Annotated in this window: 13 protein-coding genes; 7 read left to right on the forward strand and 6 right to left on the reverse strand. The window is 67.0% G+C overall.

Going from position 1 to position 17,483, the window contains the following annotated elements:
• Positions 1 to 53: 53 nt before the first annotated feature.
• A complete protein-coding gene (locus tag ABIB54_RS05825; RefSeq protein ID WP_354574563.1) occupies positions 54 to 2,156 on the reverse strand; it encodes a DEAD/DEAH box helicase in 2,103 nt (700 codons plus the stop codon).
• Between the two features lie 274 nt (positions 2,157 to 2,430).
• Between ABIB54_RS05825 and ABIB54_RS05830 the strand changes: the two genes are divergently transcribed.
• Positions 2,431 to 3,390 (forward strand): alpha/beta hydrolase fold domain-containing protein, encoded by a 960-nt coding sequence (locus ABIB54_RS05830; protein WP_354574564.1) that lies wholly within the window; start codon positions 2,431 to 2,433, stop codon positions 3,388 to 3,390.
• 2 nt (positions 3,391 to 3,392) lie between these two features.
• Here the strand turns inward: ABIB54_RS05830 and ABIB54_RS05835 are convergent, their stop codons facing one another.
• The 3 genes from ABIB54_RS05835 to yczR form a co-directional block, all read right to left on the reverse strand.
• Positions 3,393 to 3,860: an NUDIX hydrolase gene (locus tag ABIB54_RS05835; protein ID WP_354574565.1), complete on the reverse strand. Its 468-nt coding sequence runs from the start codon at positions 3,858 to 3,860 to the stop codon at positions 3,393 to 3,395.
• A gap of 9 nt (positions 3,861 to 3,869) precedes the next feature.
• Entirely contained in the window at positions 3,870 to 6,968 is a 3,099-nt protein-coding gene (locus tag ABIB54_RS05840) for an efflux RND transporter permease subunit (protein ID WP_354574566.1), read from the reverse strand.
• A 116-nt stretch (positions 6,969 to 7,084) separates the two neighbouring features.
• Entirely contained in the window at positions 7,085 to 8,503 is a 1,419-nt protein-coding gene (yczR, locus tag ABIB54_RS05845; protein WP_354574567.1) for a MocR-like transcription factor YczR, read from the reverse strand.
• Between the two features lie 61 nt (positions 8,504 to 8,564).
• Between yczR and yczE the strand changes: the two genes are divergently transcribed.
• Positions 8,565 to 9,386: a membrane protein YczE gene (gene yczE / locus ABIB54_RS05850; protein WP_354574568.1), complete on the forward strand. Its 822-nt coding sequence runs from the start codon at positions 8,565 to 8,567 to the stop codon at positions 9,384 to 9,386.
• Positions 9,387 to 9,519: 133 nt separating this feature from the next.
• On the opposite strand, the gene ABIB54_RS05855 is transcribed toward yczE, so the two are convergent.
• On the reverse strand, positions 9,520 to 10,281 hold the full coding sequence (locus tag ABIB54_RS05855; protein ID WP_354574569.1) for a MerR family transcriptional regulator: 762 nt from the start codon (positions 10,279 to 10,281) through the stop codon (positions 9,520 to 9,522).
• Between the two features lie 192 nt (positions 10,282 to 10,473).
• Between ABIB54_RS05855 and ABIB54_RS05860 the strand changes: the two genes are divergently transcribed.
• The 3 genes from ABIB54_RS05860 to ABIB54_RS05870 are packed head-to-tail and all read left to right on the forward strand — an operon-like array spanning position 10,474 to position 13,447.
• On the forward strand, positions 10,474 to 12,633 hold the full coding sequence (locus tag ABIB54_RS05860) for an APC family permease (protein WP_354574570.1): 2,160 nt from the start codon (positions 10,474 to 10,476) through the stop codon (positions 12,631 to 12,633).
• A 5-nt stretch (positions 12,634 to 12,638) separates the two neighbouring features.
• Positions 12,639 to 13,055 (forward strand): fluoride efflux transporter FluC, encoded by a 417-nt coding sequence (locus ABIB54_RS05865; protein ID WP_354574571.1) that lies wholly within the window; start codon positions 12,639 to 12,641, stop codon positions 13,053 to 13,055.
• On the forward strand, positions 13,052 to 13,447 hold the full coding sequence (locus ABIB54_RS05870; protein ID WP_354574572.1) for a fluoride efflux transporter FluC: 396 nt from the start codon (positions 13,052 to 13,054) through the stop codon (positions 13,445 to 13,447). Before ABIB54_RS05865 ends, ABIB54_RS05870 begins: the two co-directional genes overlap by 4 nt.
• 130 nt (positions 13,448 to 13,577) lie before the next feature.
• Here ABIB54_RS05870 and ABIB54_RS05875 read toward each other — a convergent pair whose 3' ends face one another.
• Positions 13,578 to 14,624: a LacI family DNA-binding transcriptional regulator gene (locus tag ABIB54_RS05875; RefSeq protein WP_354574573.1), complete on the reverse strand. Its 1,047-nt coding sequence runs from the start codon at positions 14,622 to 14,624 to the stop codon at positions 13,578 to 13,580.
• 382 nt (positions 14,625 to 15,006) lie between these two features.
• On the opposite strand from ABIB54_RS05875, the gene ABIB54_RS05880 reads away from it, so the two are divergent.
• On the forward strand, positions 15,007 to 16,260 hold the full coding sequence (locus ABIB54_RS05880) for a sugar ABC transporter substrate-binding protein (RefSeq protein ID WP_354574574.1): 1,254 nt from the start codon (positions 15,007 to 15,009) through the stop codon (positions 16,258 to 16,260).
• A 5-nt stretch (positions 16,261 to 16,265) separates the two neighbouring features.
• Complete coding sequence (locus ABIB54_RS05885; protein WP_354574575.1) at positions 16,266 to 17,480, forward strand: carbohydrate ABC transporter permease; 1,215 nt, start codon at positions 16,266 to 16,268, stop codon at positions 17,478 to 17,480.
• The last annotated feature ends 3 nt before the right edge of the window (positions 17,481 to 17,483 follow it).

Consider the following 17,483-nt stretch of genomic DNA (forward strand, 5'->3'; position numbering starts at 1 on the left):
GCGACGAAGGGCGCCCATCCGATCGGATGGACGCCCTTCGGCACACGGGGTTGCTACAGCGCCGCGAGTTCTTCGATCACTCGGTCGCCGGGAGCGGCGTTGACCATGGACGCGGTGATCTCGGCGCGGCCGAGGAGTTCGTCCATGCGGCGGCGACGCGCCTTCGAGATGAGCGTCACGACGGTACCGACCTTGCCCGCGCGGCCGGTGCGGCCTGAGCGGTGCAGGTAGGTCTTGTACTCGTCGGGGGCGTCGGCCTGGATCACGAGGCTGATGTCATCCACGTGGATGCCGCGGGCCGCGACATCCGTCGCCACGAGCACGTTGACCCGGCCGCTGGTGAGCAGCTGGAGGTTGCGCGTGCGTCGCGACTGGTTGAGGTCTCCGTGCAGCGAGGTGGCCGGGATGCCGGCATCCTCGAGCTGGTCGGCCAACTGCTCGGCGAACGCGCGGGTGCGGGCGAAGATGAGCGTCTTGCCCTCGCCACCGGCGAGCTCCTCGATGATGCGGGTCTTGTCCCGCTGCTCGATGAGCAGCACACGGTGGTCGATCGTGGAAGACGCCTGGTCTTCGCCCGCGACCTCGTGCACTGCGGGGTCCTTGAGGAACTGCTTGACCAGGGTGGCGACACCCTTGTCGAGAGTGGCCGAGAACAGCAGCTTCTGGCCGCCGGCCTTGGTGGACTCGAGGATGCGCTGCACCGGCTCGAGGAAGCCCAGGTCGCACATGTGGTCGGCCTCGTCGAGCACGGTCACGAAGACCTCGCTCAGATCGAGTCGGCCCTGCTCGATGAGGTCTTCGACGCGACCGGGAGTCGCGATGACGATATCGACACCACGCTGGAGGGTCGAGACCTGCTTGTACTGCGGCACGCCACCGACGATCGTCGTGGTGAACAGGCCGACGCTGCGGGCGATGGGCTGCACCGTGCGGTCGATCTGCATGGCGAGCTCACGGGTGGGCGCGAGGATCAGCGCGCGGGGCTTGCGGCCGGGCTTGCGTCCGGCGCCACCCATGTTCTCCATGAGGCGCTCCACGAGCGGGGCCCCGAAGGCGATGGTCTTGCCGGATCCGGTCTTTCCGCGACCGAGCACGTCCTTGCCGGCGAGCACATCCGGGATGGTGGCGGCCTGGATCGGGAACGGCGTCTCTGCACCCATCACGATGAGCTGACGGGTCATGTTGTCGCCGATGCCGAGGTCTTTCCAGCTGACGCCCGCCGCGTCACCCGCGGTGATGACCTTGGCCTCGAGTCGCTCCAGCACGACGTCTTCGTGGGCGGCGAAAGCCGTCGACTTGGCGTCGTTCTTGGCCGGGTAGTAGTCGCTGTCGCGGCGGGGAGCACGATCCTCGAAGGAGCGAGCCGGACGGTCGTTGTACGACGGGCGCTCCGTGCGAGCGGGACGATCGTTGTAAGACGGGCGCTCGGTGCGAGCCGGCCGGTCGTTGTACGCGGGGCGCTCCGTGCGAGCCGGACGATCGTTGTACGCGGGACGATCCGTGCGCGGTGCGCGGTCGTTGTACGCGGGGCGCTCCGTGCGAGCCGGACGATCGTTGTACGCGGGACGATCCGTGCGCGGTGCGCGGTCGTTGTACGCGGGGCGCTCCGTGCGAGCCGGACGAGCGTTGTACGACGGGCGCTCGGTGCGAGCGGGACGGTCGTTGTATGCGGGACGATCGGTGCGCGGTGCGCGGTCGTTGGTCGCCGGGCGGTCGCCGTACGAGGGACGCTCGGTGCGAGCCGGACGATCGCCGTAGGCCGGGCGCGCGGGGCGGTCGGTGTTGTTGTAGGACGGGCGAGCCGGACGGTCGCCGTACGACGGACGCGCGGGCCGGTCGTTGTAGGAGGGACGCTCGGTGCGCTCGCCATAGGAGGGACGCTCGGTGCGCTGGGGGCGGTCGCCGTAGGAGGGGCGAGCCGGACGCTCATTGGTCGGGGTCCAGTTGGGACGGCGATCCGTGGATGCGGGGCGCTCGGTGCCTGCGGGGCGGTCCCCGGTGCGCGCGGCACGCTCATCCGCGTTCCAGCGCTTCTTCACCGGGGCGTCGTTGTGGAAGCCGCGGTGACCCTCGCTGCGGCTGCCATTCTTGGCGGGTCCAGCGGAGTTGTACTTCTTGACAGGTCGGCCTGTGGCCGCTTTTTTATCGAAGGGCATAGTCGTATTTCCGGGTTGTGTTTAAGTGCATGGCAGCACACTGCCAACAAGCAGTGTTTCTGCTGGAACCCGGGCAGTCTTTGGCCAGGACCGTTTCACATACGTGATTGTTCCCACGTATTCCAGGGAGTAGCTGGAGGTGTTCTCTTAAGGTGAGAACTGAGGGAAACCGGCCCGAAAGACTTACAAACCCATTCGCGTTTACGCCGCGATGTCTAGAGCCGACTCGACTACATTACAGGACACCCGCCGAAAGCGCATTAGATTGACACGAATGCGTGTTCTGGGAGCGACGGCCACACGGCAGAGGGCGGCGTGGGCGATATCTGCGCTCGCGTCCGCCGCCGTTCTGCTGTCGCTCGTCGCGTGCACGCCGACCGGCTCTCAGTCGGAGCGAGTCACCCCCACAGCGCAGCCCGTCTATCCGCAGGTGAAGACCTACCCCCGCATCGTCGTGGCCGAGAACCTCGACTACGGCAGCGCGACGGGTGGGCGAGTGGATGTCTGCCTCCCGCCCGATTCGACGGGCTCATCGACCCCCCGCGCCGCAGTCATTTCCATCCACGGCGGCAGCTGGCGGGCGGGCGACAAGGCCAACATCAACTGGCGCAGCGTCTGCCAGTGGCTCGCGTCAGAGGGTTTCGTCACCTTCTCTGTGGGTTACGCGCTGGCCCCGCAGCATCCGTTCCCTGCCGGAATCGACGATGTGCGGGCCGCCGTGCGGTACATGCGCTCGAGTGCGGTCGTGCAGAAATACGACATCGACCCGAAGCGCATCGGGGCGTTCGGCGGGTCGGCCGGTGGCAACCTCGCGGCGCTGCTCGGTGTCGAGGGCACCGGCAGCCTCACCTCTGCCTCCCGGGTCGCGGCGGTGGCCGAGCTCAGCGGCCCGACCAACCTCACCGGCGATGGCATCGAGCTCGCGGACTTCCGCCCGCTCGAACTCTCCTACCTCGCGTGCGCGAGCTTCGAGGACTGCCCGCAGGCGGCGCGCGCCTCGCCCCTGTTCCAGGTCGACGATTCGGATCCCCCGTTCTTCATCGGGCACTCCCTGAACGAACGGATCCCCCTCGAGCAGTCGAGCGAGTTCGTGCGAGCGCTGCGGGAGCACGACATCGACACGACTTTCGTGACCGTGAAGGGGCACCTCCATTCGATTGCGATGCTCAGCGACGACATGCGCTCGCGCATCTCGAGCTTCTTCCACAGCGCGCTCGATCGGCCCGCCGGCTGAGCTCAGCGCTCGAAGCGCGCCGCCTCTGCACACTCGACCGCGACGCGGATGCGGGAGCTCATGTCCTCGGACAGCCGTGGCAGGGCATCCAACCGAAACCACGCCGCCTCGGTGTTCTCGCCGTCGGCGGGGAACGGATCGCCCGAGACCCAGCTGCAGCGGAACACGAGGTCGAGATACCTCGACCGGTCGCCGTTCGCGTAGGTGACGGTGTCGATCACCTTGACCCAGGCCAGCGATTCGACGTGCGCGACGACATCCGCTTCCTCGAGTACCTCTCGCTCGGCCGCGACGGCGGGTTCCTCCCCCGGGTCGACGATGCCGGTGACGGGAGTCCACGCGCCGCTGTCCGCACGCCGCACGAGCAACAACTCGGGTCCCCGCAGCACCACCGCCGTCACCCCGGGCAACCACAGCTCGTCGTGCCCGATCTTTTCCCTGAGGGCGAGAACGAAGTCGGGGGTGGCCATCAGTCGAGCCTAGCTTTGCGCCTCGGACACTGGCGCCGTGTCCGCCGCCTCCCTGGCCGCGCGACGATCGCTGCGACGTTCCTTCGCACCCTCCACCAGGTAGTAGAGCACCGGCAACACGATGAGCGTGAGCAGGGTGGATGACACGAGTCCGCCGATCACCACGATCGCGAGCGGCTGAGAGATGAAGCCACCGTGACCGGTGAGGCCGATTCCCAGCGGCACAAGCGCGAAGATCGTCGCGAGAGCGGTCATGAGGATCGGCCGCAGACGACGCGAGGCGCCGTTGACGATCGCGTCGGCGACCTTCATCCCCCGGGTGCGGTACTGGTTGATCAGGTCGACGAGCACGATCGCGTTCGTCACCACGATTCCGATGAGCATCAGCACCCCGATCAGCGAGGCGACTCCGAGGGGAACCCCGGAGATCACCTGAAGCACGATCGCGCCGGTCGCGGCGAAGGGGATCGACACGAGCAGCAGCAAGGGCTGCCGCAGGCTCTTGAAGGTGGCCACCATCACGACGTAGACGATGAGGATGGCAGCGAGCAGTGCGAGTCCGAGCTGGCTGAACGAGTCGCCCTGCTGGGTGGTGACCCCGCCGAGAGTCGCGGTGGCGCTGGCCGGCAGCTTCGCCTTCGCGACAGCGGCCGACACGATCGTCGAGGCGCTCCCCGTGTTGTCCGTGCTCGGCGTCACCGAGAGAGTGGCGCTGCGCAGGCCCTTGATCGTGGTGATGCTCGACGGCCCGTTGACCGTGGAGACGGTGGCGAGGTCGGAGAGCGGCACGACGCCGGTCGCGGTCGGAATAGAGAAGGCCTTCAGGGCATCCGTTGTGGTCGGCGCACTGGAATTATTCACATAGATCGAGAGGGTCTTGCCGTCGATGACCACGCTCCCGGTGGCGCTCGGGTTCATCGCCTGCGTGACGATGCCGCCGACCTGCACCTCGGTCAGTCCGGCGGCGGCCGCCTTCGCGCGGTCGATCTGCACCGCGATGTAGGGCAGGGACGCGGAGAGGTTGCTCGATGCCCGCGAGACGACGGAGAGGTCCTTCACCTTGGCGAGAATGGTGTCGGATGCCTCGCGCAGGTCCGCGTCACTGCCGGCGGTGACGTTCACCTCGATGTCCGACGACGCGAAACCGCCCTGGGCCGCCGCGACGGCGAGCTCTCCCTTGCCGGTGATCTTCTTCAATTCCGAGGTGACCTTCGCCTGGAGCTTGGCCTGGTCGGCGTTCGGGTCGGTCGTGAGCGAGTAGGTGCTCGATCCCCCACCCGAGAACGCCGCGCGCAGCGAACTGCCACCGGACCCGATGGTGAGAAGCACGGTATCGACGCCCTTCACCTCGCGGAGCGTGGTCTCCACCTCCTTCGACGCGGCATCCTGGGCCTCGAGGCTGGTGCCGAGGGGAAGCTTCTGGGTCACGGTGAGCGTGTTCTGCCCGCTGTTGCCGATGAAGTTGGTCTTGAGGCTCGTGGCGAGCAGACCGCTGCCGGCAAGGAGCAGCAGCGCGGCCACCAGCACGATCGCGGGGAACTTGAGAGTCCAGCGGATCACCGGAAGGTAGATCTTCTGGAGGCGAGTGACCTTCTCGACCGCCTCGGTGCCGGCGTGCTTGTGCACCGCCTTCTTGCTGCCGAGGAACCAGTAGGCAAGCACCGGGACGATCGTGAGGGAGACGAACAGTGACGCGAGCAAGGCCATGGTCACGGTGAGCGCGAAGGGCCGGAACAGCTCCCCGGTGAGCCCACCGACGAGGGCGATGGGAAGGAACACGGCAACCGTCGTCACCGTCGAGGCGGTGACCGCCGTTGCGACCTCGCGAACGGCGGAGAGGATGGCGGGCAGCTTCTCCTCACCGAGCCCGAGGTGCCGCTTGATGTTCTCGATCACGACGATCGAGTCATCGACGACGCGACCGATCGCGATCGTGAGCGCGGCGAGGGTGATCACGTTGAGCGTGTACCCCGAGGCCTGCATGCCGATGAAGGTGATGAGCACCGAGACCGGTATCGAGATCGCCGTCACCAGGGTCGAGCGCACCGAGAACAGGAAGACGAGGATGATGATCACGGCGAAGCCGAGGCCGAGCAGGCCCTCTTGGGCGAGGCTGTCGATCGACTGGGTGATCGACGGCGCCTGGTCGGAGACGACGGTGAATCTGGTGTTCGAGCCCAGCTGCTTCTCGAGAGCGGGGATGTCGTCCCGCACGGTGTGGGACACCGACACCGTGTTGCCTGCGGCCGACTTGGTGATGTTGAGGGTCACGGCAGGCTTGCCGTTGACACTGGAGTAGCCGCTCGTCGGGTCGTTGACGACAGCGACGGTGGCGACATCCGCGATGGTGGGTGGCGTCGCCGTCCGGGTGCCGAGCAGCGGAAGGGCGGCGATCTCTGCTGTGCTGGTGATGCGCGACCCGGACTGCACGGTGAGGGTCTTGCCGTCCTCGGTGATCGATCCGCTCGCCAGCAGCGTGCCATTGGCCGCGAGGGCGGACTTGATCGACTGGATGGTCAGACCGTCTGCGGCGAGTTTGTCCACATCCGGGGTGATGGTGACCCGCTGGGACGCGGCGCCGAGCAGGCTCACATCGCTGACGCCCTCGAGTTGCTTCAGGTTCGTGACCGTGAGAGCGGAGAGTTTCGCGGCGAGGGTGTTGGCGTCCATGTCGCTGGTCACGGCGAGTTGGATCACCGGGAAGTCGCTCAGGCTGAAGGTGATCACCTGCGGCGTGACACTGGACGGCAGGCGCGTCTTGATGCGGTCGAGGGCCAGCTGCACCTTCTGCTCGGAGGTGGCGATGTCGGTGCCATAGGCGAATGAGGCCGTGACCGTCGACGCCGAGGTGTTGGATGTCGCGGTGGTGGAGTCGAGATTCTCGATGCCCTGGAGCCCGCTCTCGATCGGAGTGCTGACATCGGTGTTCACGACATCCGGCGACGCACCGGGGTACGACGAGACGATGAAGACCGAGGGGAGCGAGAGGGACGGGATCAACTCCTGCTTGAAGGAGGTGAGGGCGATGCCGCCGAAGATTCCGATGACGATAGTGATCAGCGCGATGAGAGCGCGATTGCGCAGGCTGAAAACTGAAAACAAGTGCACGGGGAAGTCTCCTGGGGCTGTGGCAGGGCGATACGCACGACCTTGTGCTCGTGGAAAGTATCTCAGTGCTTGCTGGAGGTCTGCATACTCTCGTGGGAGTAACCGATCCGCGGGCGCTAGACCACTTCTGCCAGGAAGGACTGGTCGAGCAGTGGACCGCGCGCGAGTGAGGTCCAGGCCCGGCCGAGCGCCTCGATGGCACGATCGGTCTCATCAGTCGAATGGCCGAAGGGGATGCGCAGGAAACGCTCGAAGGCACCATCGATTCCGAAGCGGGGGCCCGCCGCCAGCAACAGTCCTTCCGCGCGTGCGGCGAGCGTCAGTTGCGAGCTCACCGGCGCTCCAAGGTTGACCCAGGTGGTGAGGCCACCATTCGGGGTAGGCACCCGCCACTCCGGGAAGGCAGCCGCAAGCGCCCCGGCGAGGTGGTCCCGGCCCGCCCGCAACTGCGCCTGGCGAATATCGAGAATGGCGTCGTACTGATGGAGGAGGTTCGTCACCACGAGCTGTTCGAGGGCCGGAGTGCCGAGGTCGCCCGCGCTCCGCGCTCGCGTGAGCTTCTGGATGAGCTGCCGCTCGGCCCGGATCCACCCGATCCGCACCCCGCCCCACACCGTCTTCCCGACCGATCCGATGGTGACGGCGGCACCGTAGGCCGCCAGCGGCAGCGGGGTATCCGGCCGGTCGATGGCGAGCTCGGCCATGGTCTCGTCCGCGACGATCACCGTGCCCTGCCGTTCGGCGAGCGCCAGCATCCGCTCCCGCAGTGCGGCCGGCATGGTCTGTCCGGTGGGATTGTGGAAGTCGGGCATGAGGTACCCCATCGCCGGGCTGGAGCGTTGGATGGCCTGCTCGAGCGCCGCTTCATCCCAGCCGTCATCGCTCGTCACGCTCACGGGAACGAGCCGCGCACCGGTGAGCCGGAGGGCTTCATAGGCATGCGGATAGCTCGGTGATTCGACGAGGGCGCTGTCGCCGCGACCGAGAATCGTGCGCGCGAGAAGGGCGATCGCGTGCTGGGCACCGAGGGTGATCATGATCTGTTCCGGTTCAGTCGGCAGCCCCCTCGCGCTGTACCGGTCGGCGACGGCGGCGCGCAGCACCGGGAGTCCGATCGGGTCGAAGCCCGAGTCGCCGAGATAGGCGGGGAGCTCGGCGGCCGCCTGGAGCGCCGCCGCAGCGAGCGCCGGGATTGCGGGCAGCGCAGCCTTGCTGAAGTCGAGATAGCCGGCCTGATGGTTGTCGACGATGATCGGTGAGCGTGAGGGCAGCCGCGCGACGCTGCCCGATCCGCGGAGGCTGTCGAGGTATCCCCCTTCCCTCAGCTCGCCATAGCTCGCCGTCACCGTGGTGCGACTGACCCCGAGCTGCGCCGCCAGGTCACGTTCCGCGGGCACCCGGGTGCCGAGGGGGATGCGGCCGTCGAGGATGAGCAGGCGGATGCGATCGGCCAGTGCCGCGTACGCCGGAGCGGCGGTGGCCTCGCGCCACCCCCGCAGGAGTGAGGCCAATGATCGGGCCGACAGGGAGTTCATGGAGCCACTCTAGGAGGATTGGCATCTTGCCAGAAGGCCAATCTGCCAATTGGATAGCTAAATGATGTTTCGACGCCTGGCCCAGCTGCTCGTCGGCCTGATCCTCTACGGGTTCGCGATCGCGATGATGGTGCAGGCGGGCATCGGCGTCTCGCCCTGGGATGTGCTCACGCAGGGCATAGCGAGGCAGACCGGTCTCGCGTTCGGCCTCATCACGAATGTCGTCGGGCTGCTGGTGCTGCTGTTGTGGATACCCATCCGCCAGAGGCCGGGCCTCGGAACGCTGCTCAACGTGCTGCTGATCGGGCCGAGCGCCCAGTTCGGCCTGTGGCTGCTGCCGGTCATTCGAGAGCCTTGGGAACAGGTGCTCCTGTTCGCCGGCGGGCTCGCACTGCTCGCCCTGGCCACCGGCCTCTATATCGGCGCGCGTTTCGGGCCCGGGCCGCGTGACGGCCTCATGACGGGCATCCATCGCCGCTGGGGCTGGCGACTCTGGATCGTGCGCACCTCGATCGAGGTGACGGTGCTGGCCATCGGATGGCTGCTCGGCGGCAACGTGGGTGTCGGCACCGTGCTGTTCGCGGTGCTGATCGGGCCGATGGTCAACGTGACGATTCCGCTGCTGACCGTGCCAGCGAGCATCCGCCCCGCCGTCCCTCAGGCCTCGGTTACTCAGGCGGCCGCCCCTCCGGCGGCGGTCCCCCGGGCGGCCGTCCTTCCGGCGGCCGTCCCTCAGGCGTCCGTTACTCCGGCGGCCGTCACTCGGGCGGCCGCCATTCGGGCCTCCATCATTCAGGAAGATACGGGGTCAGAGAGGCCAGAGGGACGGATGTTCACCCCATCCGCCACTCCGGCACCTCCCGTCTCACACCTTCCTGAATGATGGAACGCGCCGACTGAACTCACGGACCGAACCGACTGACCGAACCAGCCGGCTCACGGAACTCGCCGGCTCATGGAACGCGCCGGCTCACCGAACCAGCCGGCTCACGGAACGCGCCGGCTCACGGAACGCACTAGCCGAGGTGGCGGGAGGCGTATGCGGCCATCGCGTCGCGCACGAAGGCGGCACCCCCCGGGCCGCCATAGTTCGCGGCGAAGCGGTCGTCGGCAACGTACATCTCACCCAGCCCCGTGAACTGTTCGGAAGTCGGGGCCGTTCCCTGCCAGGAGGCCGTGATCCACACGTAGTGGCGCCGGGTGATCGCCTGCACCGCGTCGCCGTCGACATCCGCGCCCGCCGCGATGGCCGATGCATAGTCCGCCTCCACCGTCTTCTGTTCGGACCGGAACCTTCCTTTGTCCTCTGCGGAGAGGGATCTCCACCACCGGTCACCTCCGGCGTAGGACCGAATGCCCCACCGTTCCTCCACCTCTTCCCGGTAGACGGTGTGGTCGAATCCGTCGAACATCTCGTCGGCCATGAGCGCTGTTCCTTCCTTCTGGTTGATGATGGTGATCTCCACCGAGCGGATCTGCCGGTCGAGACGGTTCTTCTCCTGGCGCAACCAGCGCAGGTGCGCCGCCAGCGCATCCGCATCGTCTGTCGCACCGGCGAGCACGTCCGCGATCGCCGGCAACCCGAGTCCGAGCTCGCGCAGCATCAGGATGCGCTGGAGCCGCGTGAGGGCGACCGCGTCGTAATGGCGGTAGCCATTGGCGCCGAGGCGGGTGGGCGCGAGGAGCCCGATCTCGTCGTAGTGGCGCAGGGTGCGGGAGGTCGTGCCCGAGAGACGGGCGATCTCCTGGATGGACCAGTCCTTGGCTGTGTTCGTCATGAACCTCACGCTAGAGGTTGACGCAGCGTCAAGGTCAAGCGCCATCGTCTCTCCGGAGCTCGAGCCACCAGCGCCCGATCCGCCGGGGAGGCCAGCCGCGGACCGCGGGTTAAGCGAGGGAATGCCGGGAGTATTCCCCCGATCGGCGGCTGATTTCAAACAGACCAGAGTTCAGGTGTAGTGTCGCACCTCGTGACTAGCGAAGTTCGTTCGCCGAAGCGTTGGCTGATCGGCGAACCGCTGGCCTCCGAGAAACTGGAGGGCCAGCTCCTCCCGAAGCACCTCGCGCTGCCCATTTTCGCCAGCGACGCGTTGTCTTCCGTGGCCTATGCGCCCCAGGAACTGCTCCTCATCCTCACCCTCGGTGGACTGGCGTTCCTGAGCTTCGCCCCCTGGGTGGCCGCGGCCGTCGTGCTGCTGCTCATCGTGGTGGTCACCTCCTATCGCCAACTCATCAAGGCCTACCCCTCCGGCGGCGGCGACTATGAGGTCGCCCACAAGAACCTCGGCGAAAAGGCCGGCCTCGTCGTCGCCTCTGCGCTGCTCGTCGACTACATCCTCACCGTCACCGTGTCGGTGGCCTCCGGGGTGGACAACATCATCTCCGCGTTCCCGATGCTCAACACGTACCGGGTCGAGATCGCGGTCGGCTTCGTGATCGTGCTCGCCGCCATCAACCTGCGAGGTGTCGCGGAGTCGAGCAAGGCCTTCGCCCTTCCCACCTACCTCTTCATCGCCTCCACCGGCATCATGATCGTCACCGGGCTTGTTCGCGCCGCGCTGGGTGACACGCCGATCGCGGCGTCCTCGGCCTACACGGTCAAAGATCCGGCCAGCCTCACGCAGATCGCGTTCATCCTGCTGCTGCTTCGCGCCTTCGCGAGCGGATGTTCCGCCCTCACCGGTGTCGAAGCGGTGGCGAACGGCGTGCAGGCGTTCCGCCGTCCGAAGATCAAGAACGCGCAGCGCACTCTCGTGCTCATGGGATCCATCGCCATCGTGCTCTTCGTCGGCATCATGGCCCTCGCGCTGATCAGCAAGGTGCACTACGCGGAGTCAGCGTGTGACCTCCAGGGCTTCAAGGACTGCACCACGGCTCCGCAGACCAGCGTCATCTCGCAGATCGCGGCGGCCACCTTCCCGGGTGCCGGCTATTTCATGTTCTACGTGATCCAGGGCGCCACCGCACTCGTACTGCTGCTTGCTGCGAACACCGCATTCAATGGCTTCCCGCTGCTGGGCTCCGTGCTCGCCCGCGACACCTACGCGCCCAAGTCGCTCCAGACCCGCGGCGACCGCCTGGTCTACTCGAACGGCGTGCTCGTGCTGAGCGGCGCGGCCATCCTGCTCCTGGTGATCTACCGCGCCAATCTCACCCAGCTCATCCAGCTCTACATCATCGGTGTGTTCGTCTCCTTCACCCTCGGCCAGACCGGCATGGTGGTGCACTGGACCCGGATGCTGCGCGACGGCCGCGAGACCCTCAGCAAAGCCCAGCGCGGCCAGGTCTGGCGCAGCCGGGCGATCAACGCCACCGGAGCGACGTTCACCGGCATCGTGCTCATCGTGGTGACAATCACCAAGTTCACCCACGGTGCCTGGCTGGTCTTCGCGATCATGCCCGTGCTCTTCTACCTGATGCTGCGCATCAACCGCTACTACGGGCAGGTGGCCAAGGACATCGAGGTCGACCCCACCACCACCTTCGGTGCCACCGGCGACCACGCCGTCGTGCTCGTCGGCAAGATGCAGAAGCCGACCTTGAAGGCGCTCGACTACGCGATCGCGGCTCGCCACGAGAGCATCGAAGCCGTGCACATCAACATCGACGACAACGCCTCGGAGCTGCTCTCGAAGCAGTGGGACGAGATGAACATCCAGGTGCCGCTGCGCATCGTGCCCTCGCCGTACCGTGACATCAGCATGCCGCTCATCAAGTACATCAAGGCGCGTCGAGCCGAGTTCGGCTCCGAGGTCGTCACGGTCTACACCCCGCAGTACATCGTGGGCCACTGGTGGGAGAACCTGCTGCACAACCACAAGGCCCGACGCATCCGCCAGAAGCTGATGCTCGTGCACGGTGTGACGATCGCGCTGGTGCCGTGGCTGCTCGATTCCACGCGTAACCTCTACAGCCGGTCGTACCGTCCCCTTCCCGGCGAGTCCCGCCGCGGGGAGCCCCGCCGCCCGATCATGCGCAAGCCGCTCCCCCCGGCCGCACCCGCGGCGCGCAAGTCCAGCGTGCTCGCCGGCGATGGTCGCGCCGAGAGTCAGGTCGACCGCGCCGCGCGTCTCGCCCGCGAGTCGGCCGCCAAGAAGTCCGCCGCCAGAAACCCCCCGGGCCAGAAGTAGGGTTCGTGGCGGGCTGGCGTGAAGTGGTGGCCGTCGCCGCCGGTGGCGTGATCGGCACGGGACTGAGATTCACCCTCGACACGGTGATCCCGCACACCGACACCGAGTTTCCGCTCAGCACCCTGATCGTCAACATCGTGGGGTCCTTCGTGCTCGGTGCCCTCGTCGCCACCCTGTGGAGGCGCGCGGGCACTCCCAACTGGCTCAAGATGGGGCTCGGCACAGGCACGGTCGGGTCGTTCACCACGTTCTCCGCGCTCATCGTCTCGCTCGTCGCCGAAGCTCACCACGGCCTGTGGATGCTCGCGGTGCTGTACCTCGTGCTCTCCCTGCTGCTCGGATTCGGTGCCGCGCTGCTCGGGCTGAGCGTGGGGCGTCGCCCGAGGCCGAGTCCGCTGGAGATCGACATGGTGGACGAATGAGCCCGGTCGTCGTCGCGGCGGTGCTCGGGGCTGGAGCCATCGGCGCGCTCGCCCGGTACGCGATCTCGCTGGCGTTCATCCGCGCCACCCGCTTTCCCCGGGCGGTGCTGGTCGTGAACGTGACCGGATCCCTGCTCGGCGGCGGGGTGCTCGCCCTCGCGGACTGGGGCATCCTCGACAGCGGCCTCCACCTCATCCTGGTCACCGGGATCGCCGGCGGTCTCACGACCTTCAGCACCTGGTCGGTCGAGACACTGCAGTTCGCGCTCTCTGGGCGCTGGCGCACCGCGATCGCGAATGTGCTCCTCAACCTCGTGCTCGGCCTCGGTGCCGCGACGGCGGCGTACTTCGTCGCGTACTGGTTCTTCCTTCTGCACCAATACCGGCCCTAGGCGCCCGCCTCGCGCAGAACGGGCGTGTGCGGCCCCACCGGGTCGGCACGCTGGCCCGGGATGTCCGCGAAGGCCCGCTCGGCGTAATCGGCACCGCAGGGAACCGTCGTCGCAACACGCGCCTCGGAGCTCAGGCCAACCGCCCGATCGGGGAGCGTTCGCGCACCACGAGGCGCGGGGTCACCAGCCGGTGACGCTGCTCGGGCGATGAGCTCTCCCAGCCGACGATGCCGTGCGAGCCGTCTCCGAGCAACAGGTCGAGAGCGCCGACGGCCACCTCATCGAGGGGCTGCTCGACGCTCGAAAGCCCGATGGCGCCCGCGACAGGCGTGTTGTCATAGCCGACGACCGGCACCTCGGCGCCGACGACGAGCAGCGCGCCGAGCGCGAGGGAGTCGCTGGCGCAGGCGACCGCATCCACCCGCACTCCCGAGTCGATGAGCGCACGGATGGCCTGGCTCGCGGCGGCGACGTCGTCCTCGGAATCCGCCTGGAGCGCGTCGAGCTGGGTGGGATCCAGTCCGGACCGCGCCTCCATGGCATCCCGCCAGCCCCGACGACGATCGTCACCGGTGCTGAACTTCGTCGGCCAACCGAGGAACGCGACGTGCGATGCACCTCCGTCGAGCAGGTGATCGGTGGCGTCTCGCACACCGCTACGCCCGTCGACATCGACCCAGAGGTGCCGCGGGTCGTTCATGTCGTCGATACCCCAGGGCCGCCCGAAGGTGACGAACGGCACGTTGTTCTCGATCAGCCATTCCGTGCGCGGGTCGTTGACGAAGGTGGCGGTGAGCACGAAACCGTCGACATCCGCTCCGTCGCGCAACCGGGCGAACTGGCGGATCTCGTCCTCTGGGCCGGTCGCGGTGAACAGCATGACCCGGAGCCCCCGGCGGTCAGCCTGCTCGGTGAGCGCGTGCAGGAATCGGTCGAGGAGAGACCCCGAGATGCCATTGGTCATGGGATCGAGGCGGATGCCGAGGGTCGAACTCTTTCGCGTGCGCAGCCGCCGAGCCGAGGCGTGCGGCCGATAGCCGAGCTGGGCGATCGCCGCCTCGACCTTCTCTCGCGTCTCCGGCTTGACGATCTGGGGCGAATTGAGCACATTGGAGACGGTCTGGCGCGAGACACCCGCGACCCGACCGACGTCGAGCACGGTCGGCAACTGTGACATCGCGGCCTCCAAGGGTCAGTCCGTTCGTGCGGTACCGTCACGTTACCGCAGCCCCGGGAGGGTGGATGCCGAATGCACGGTTGACACTCCCCCCGGATGGGCGTTACAGTCGGTCTACAATTTGATCGATCCAATTGACCGGCACCCCGTCCAATTTGAACGATCCAAAAGTACACCCGGCCGACCTGCGAATTCCCGCACACCGCCGGCACATCCCCACCGCACCAGCGAACCGACCTGCGACCCAAAGGAGGGCACCGTGGCTAACATCGAGTCCGCGCACACTTCCCTCGGCCGCCGCCCCCGGTTCGCCCGCGATGCCTCCGACTCCGCTGACGAAACACAGCGCCCATCACCGGGCACCCCCATTAAAGGAGAAACAATGCAAAGACGCACCAACCGCTGGCTGGCTGCCGGCATCCTCGCCACCGTCGGAGTCCTCGCGCTCAGCGCCTGCAGCTCCGGTTTCGGCGCGGGAAGCTCCGACAGCTCCGGCGGAAAACTCACCTCGTCGAAGAAGGCGCTCACCGTGCTGATCGGCTCGAGCGGAGACGCGGAGACGAAGGCAGTCAACAGTGCCGTCGCGGACTGGTCCAAGTCATCCGGAACCGACGCAAAGGTCTCGGTGGCCAGCGACCTCAACCAGCAGCTCGCCCAGGGATTCTCCGCCGGAAAGCCCGCTGACGTCTTCTACCTCAGCACCGACGCTCTCGCCGGCTACGCCTCGAACGGCTCGCTGCTCGCCTACGGCGACAGCCTGAAGAACAAGGGCGACTTCTACCCGAGCCTGGTCAAGTCGTTCACCTACGACAACAAGTTCTACTGCGCTCCGAAAGACTTCTCGACCCTGGCGCTCGAGATCAACACCGACATGTGGAAGGCCGCCGGACTCACCGATGCGGACATCCCGACCACCTGGGACCAGCTCGAGACCGTGGCGAAGAAGCTCACGACGGACGGCCACGTCGGCCTGGGAATCGGTGGCGAATACGCCCGCCTCGGCGCCTTCATGACGCAGGCCGGCGGCAACCTCATGAACGCGGACAGCACCAAGGCGACCGCGAACAGCGCCGAGAACATCGCGGGGCTCGACTACGCCAAGAAGCTCATGGCCGACGGCAGCCTCAAGTACGCCAAGGACCTCGGAGCCGGATGGGGCGGTGAGGCCTTCGGTAAGGGCCTCGCGGCGATGACCATCGAGGGCAACTGGATCACCGGTGCGATGACGAGCGACTACCCGACCGTGAACTACACGATCGCGCCGCTGCCCGCAGGCCCGGCCGGTAAGGGAACGCTGCAGTTCACCAACTGCTGGGGAATCGCCGCCGACAGCCCCAACCAGGCCGCGGCCGTCAAGCTGGTCGAGAAGCTGACCAGTTCGAGCGACCAGCTCGCGTTCTCGACCGCGTTCGGTCCGATGCCCTCGATCAAGTCGGCAGCCGGCACCTGGAAGAAGGACAACCCCAAGCTGGTGCCGTTCCTCGACGCGGCCGCTTACGCGAAGGGCGTTCCTACAGCGAAGGGCGCGGCGGATGTCGTGACCGACCTGAACTCCAAGCTCGAGAGCCTCGCAACGGGAGACCCCAAGACGATCCTCGACGCCACCCAGAAGAACCTCGAAGCACTGGTCAAGTAGTCACCATGGCGACTACCACGAGACGGTCTCCCCGCTCCGGACTCCGGGGCGGGGAGGCCCTCTCGGGCTACCTCTTCACGGCGCCGATGGTCATCCTGCTCGGGCTGTTCCTGGTCGTGCCGGTGCTCATGGCGCTCTGGGTGAGCTTCAGCGACTGGACCGGCCGCGGGAGCCCGCTCTCGGGCAACGTGCACTTCGTGGGCTTGGAGAACTACTCAGCGCTCCTCGGCGGTGGCGGCCTCGCCGAGCAGGACTTCGGCACCGCGCTCAAGAACAACGCCTGGTACGTCGTGCTCGTCGTTCCCCTGCAGACCGCGCTCGCCCTTTTCCTTGCGGTGCTGGTCAACCGGCAGATCCTCAAGGGGCGCGGCTTCTTCCGCACCGCCTTCTACTTCCCCTCCGTCACGAGTTCGGTTGCCATCACCGTGCTCTGGCTGTTCCTCTTCAACTCCACCGGCGCGGTCAACAAGCTCCTGTCGTACCTCGGGGTGAAGGGACCCAACTGGTTCAACGATCCCGACGGAATCATCCACAATTTTCTGAAGCTGTTCGGCGTGACGGCGGGGCCGAGCGCGCTCACGAACTCCACGGCGCTGGGCGTCTCGTGGTGGGACTGGCTCGGCGGGCCATCCGTCGCCATGTTCGCCTTCGTGCTGCTCGCTGTCTTCACGACCAGCGGCACCTTCATGCTCCTCTTCATCGCCGGGCTGCAGAACCTCGGCGGTGACGTGACCGAAGCCGCGATGATGGATGGTGCGAACGGCTGGCAGCGCTTCTGGCGGGTCACTCTTCCGCAGCTCCGCCCCACCCTCTTCACCGTGCTCACGCTCGGGCTGATCGGCTGCTGGCAGGTCTTCGACCAGATCTACACGGGCACGAAGGGCGCTCCGGGCAAGACGACGCTCACCCCGGCGTTCCTCTCCTACCAGTCGGCGTTCAACAATCAGCAGTGGGGCCAGGGCGCGGCGATTGCGTTCCTGCTCTTCGTCATCATCGTGCTGTTCACGCTCCTCCAGCGCTGGATCCTCGCCGAGCGCAGGGTGTCCAAGCGACGGATGCGCGGGTACGAGATTCCGCCGAAGGACGGCAATCCCGGGGGCCCGAAAGACGACGGTCCCGATGGTCCGAACGATTGGAACGACGGTAACGGACCTCTGAATGTCGCGACCGGCATCGCGGCGAGCCAGATCGTCACGAAGAACCAGGGAGGCTCGCTATGAGCG

It is taken from the genome of Frigoribacterium sp. UYMn621, assembly GCF_040549525.1.
In the GTDB taxonomy this organism is placed as follows: domain Bacteria; phylum Actinomycetota; class Actinomycetes; order Actinomycetales; family Microbacteriaceae; genus Lacisediminihabitans.

Excerpts from the sequence above, each read along its gene's own strand:
- ABIB54_RS05825 (WP_354574563.1), bottom strand. The coding sequence starts at position 2,156 with ATGCCCTTCGATAAAAAAGCGGCCACAGGCCGACCTGTCAAGAAGTAC.
- ABIB54_RS05835 (WP_354574565.1), bottom strand. The coding sequence starts at position 3,860 with ATGGCCACCCCCGACTTCGTTCTCGCCCTCAGGGAAAAGATCGGGCAC.
- ABIB54_RS05875 (WP_354574573.1), bottom strand. The coding sequence starts at position 14,624 with ATGTCACAGTTGCCGACCGTGCTCGACGTCGGTCGGGTCGCGGGTGTC.
- ABIB54_RS05885 (WP_354574575.1), top strand. The coding sequence starts at position 16,266 with ATGGCGACTACCACGAGACGGTCTCCCCGCTCCGGACTCCGGGGCGGG.
- ABIB54_RS05870 (WP_354574572.1), top strand. The coding sequence starts at position 13,052 with ATGAGCCCGGTCGTCGTCGCGGCGGTGCTCGGGGCTGGAGCCATCGGC.
- ABIB54_RS05855 (WP_354574569.1), bottom strand. The coding sequence starts at position 10,281 with ATGACGAACACAGCCAAGGACTGGTCCATCCAGGAGATCGCCCGTCTC.
- ABIB54_RS05830 (WP_354574564.1), top strand. The coding sequence starts at position 2,431 with ATGCGTGTTCTGGGAGCGACGGCCACACGGCAGAGGGCGGCGTGGGCG.
- ABIB54_RS05880 (WP_354574574.1), top strand. The coding sequence starts at position 15,007 with ATGCAAAGACGCACCAACCGCTGGCTGGCTGCCGGCATCCTCGCCACC.
- yczR (WP_354574567.1), bottom strand. The coding sequence starts at position 8,503 with ATGAACTCCCTGTCGGCCCGATCATTGGCCTCACTCCTGCGGGGGTGG.
- yczE (WP_354574568.1), top strand. The coding sequence starts at position 8,565 with ATGATGTTTCGACGCCTGGCCCAGCTGCTCGTCGGCCTGATCCTCTAC.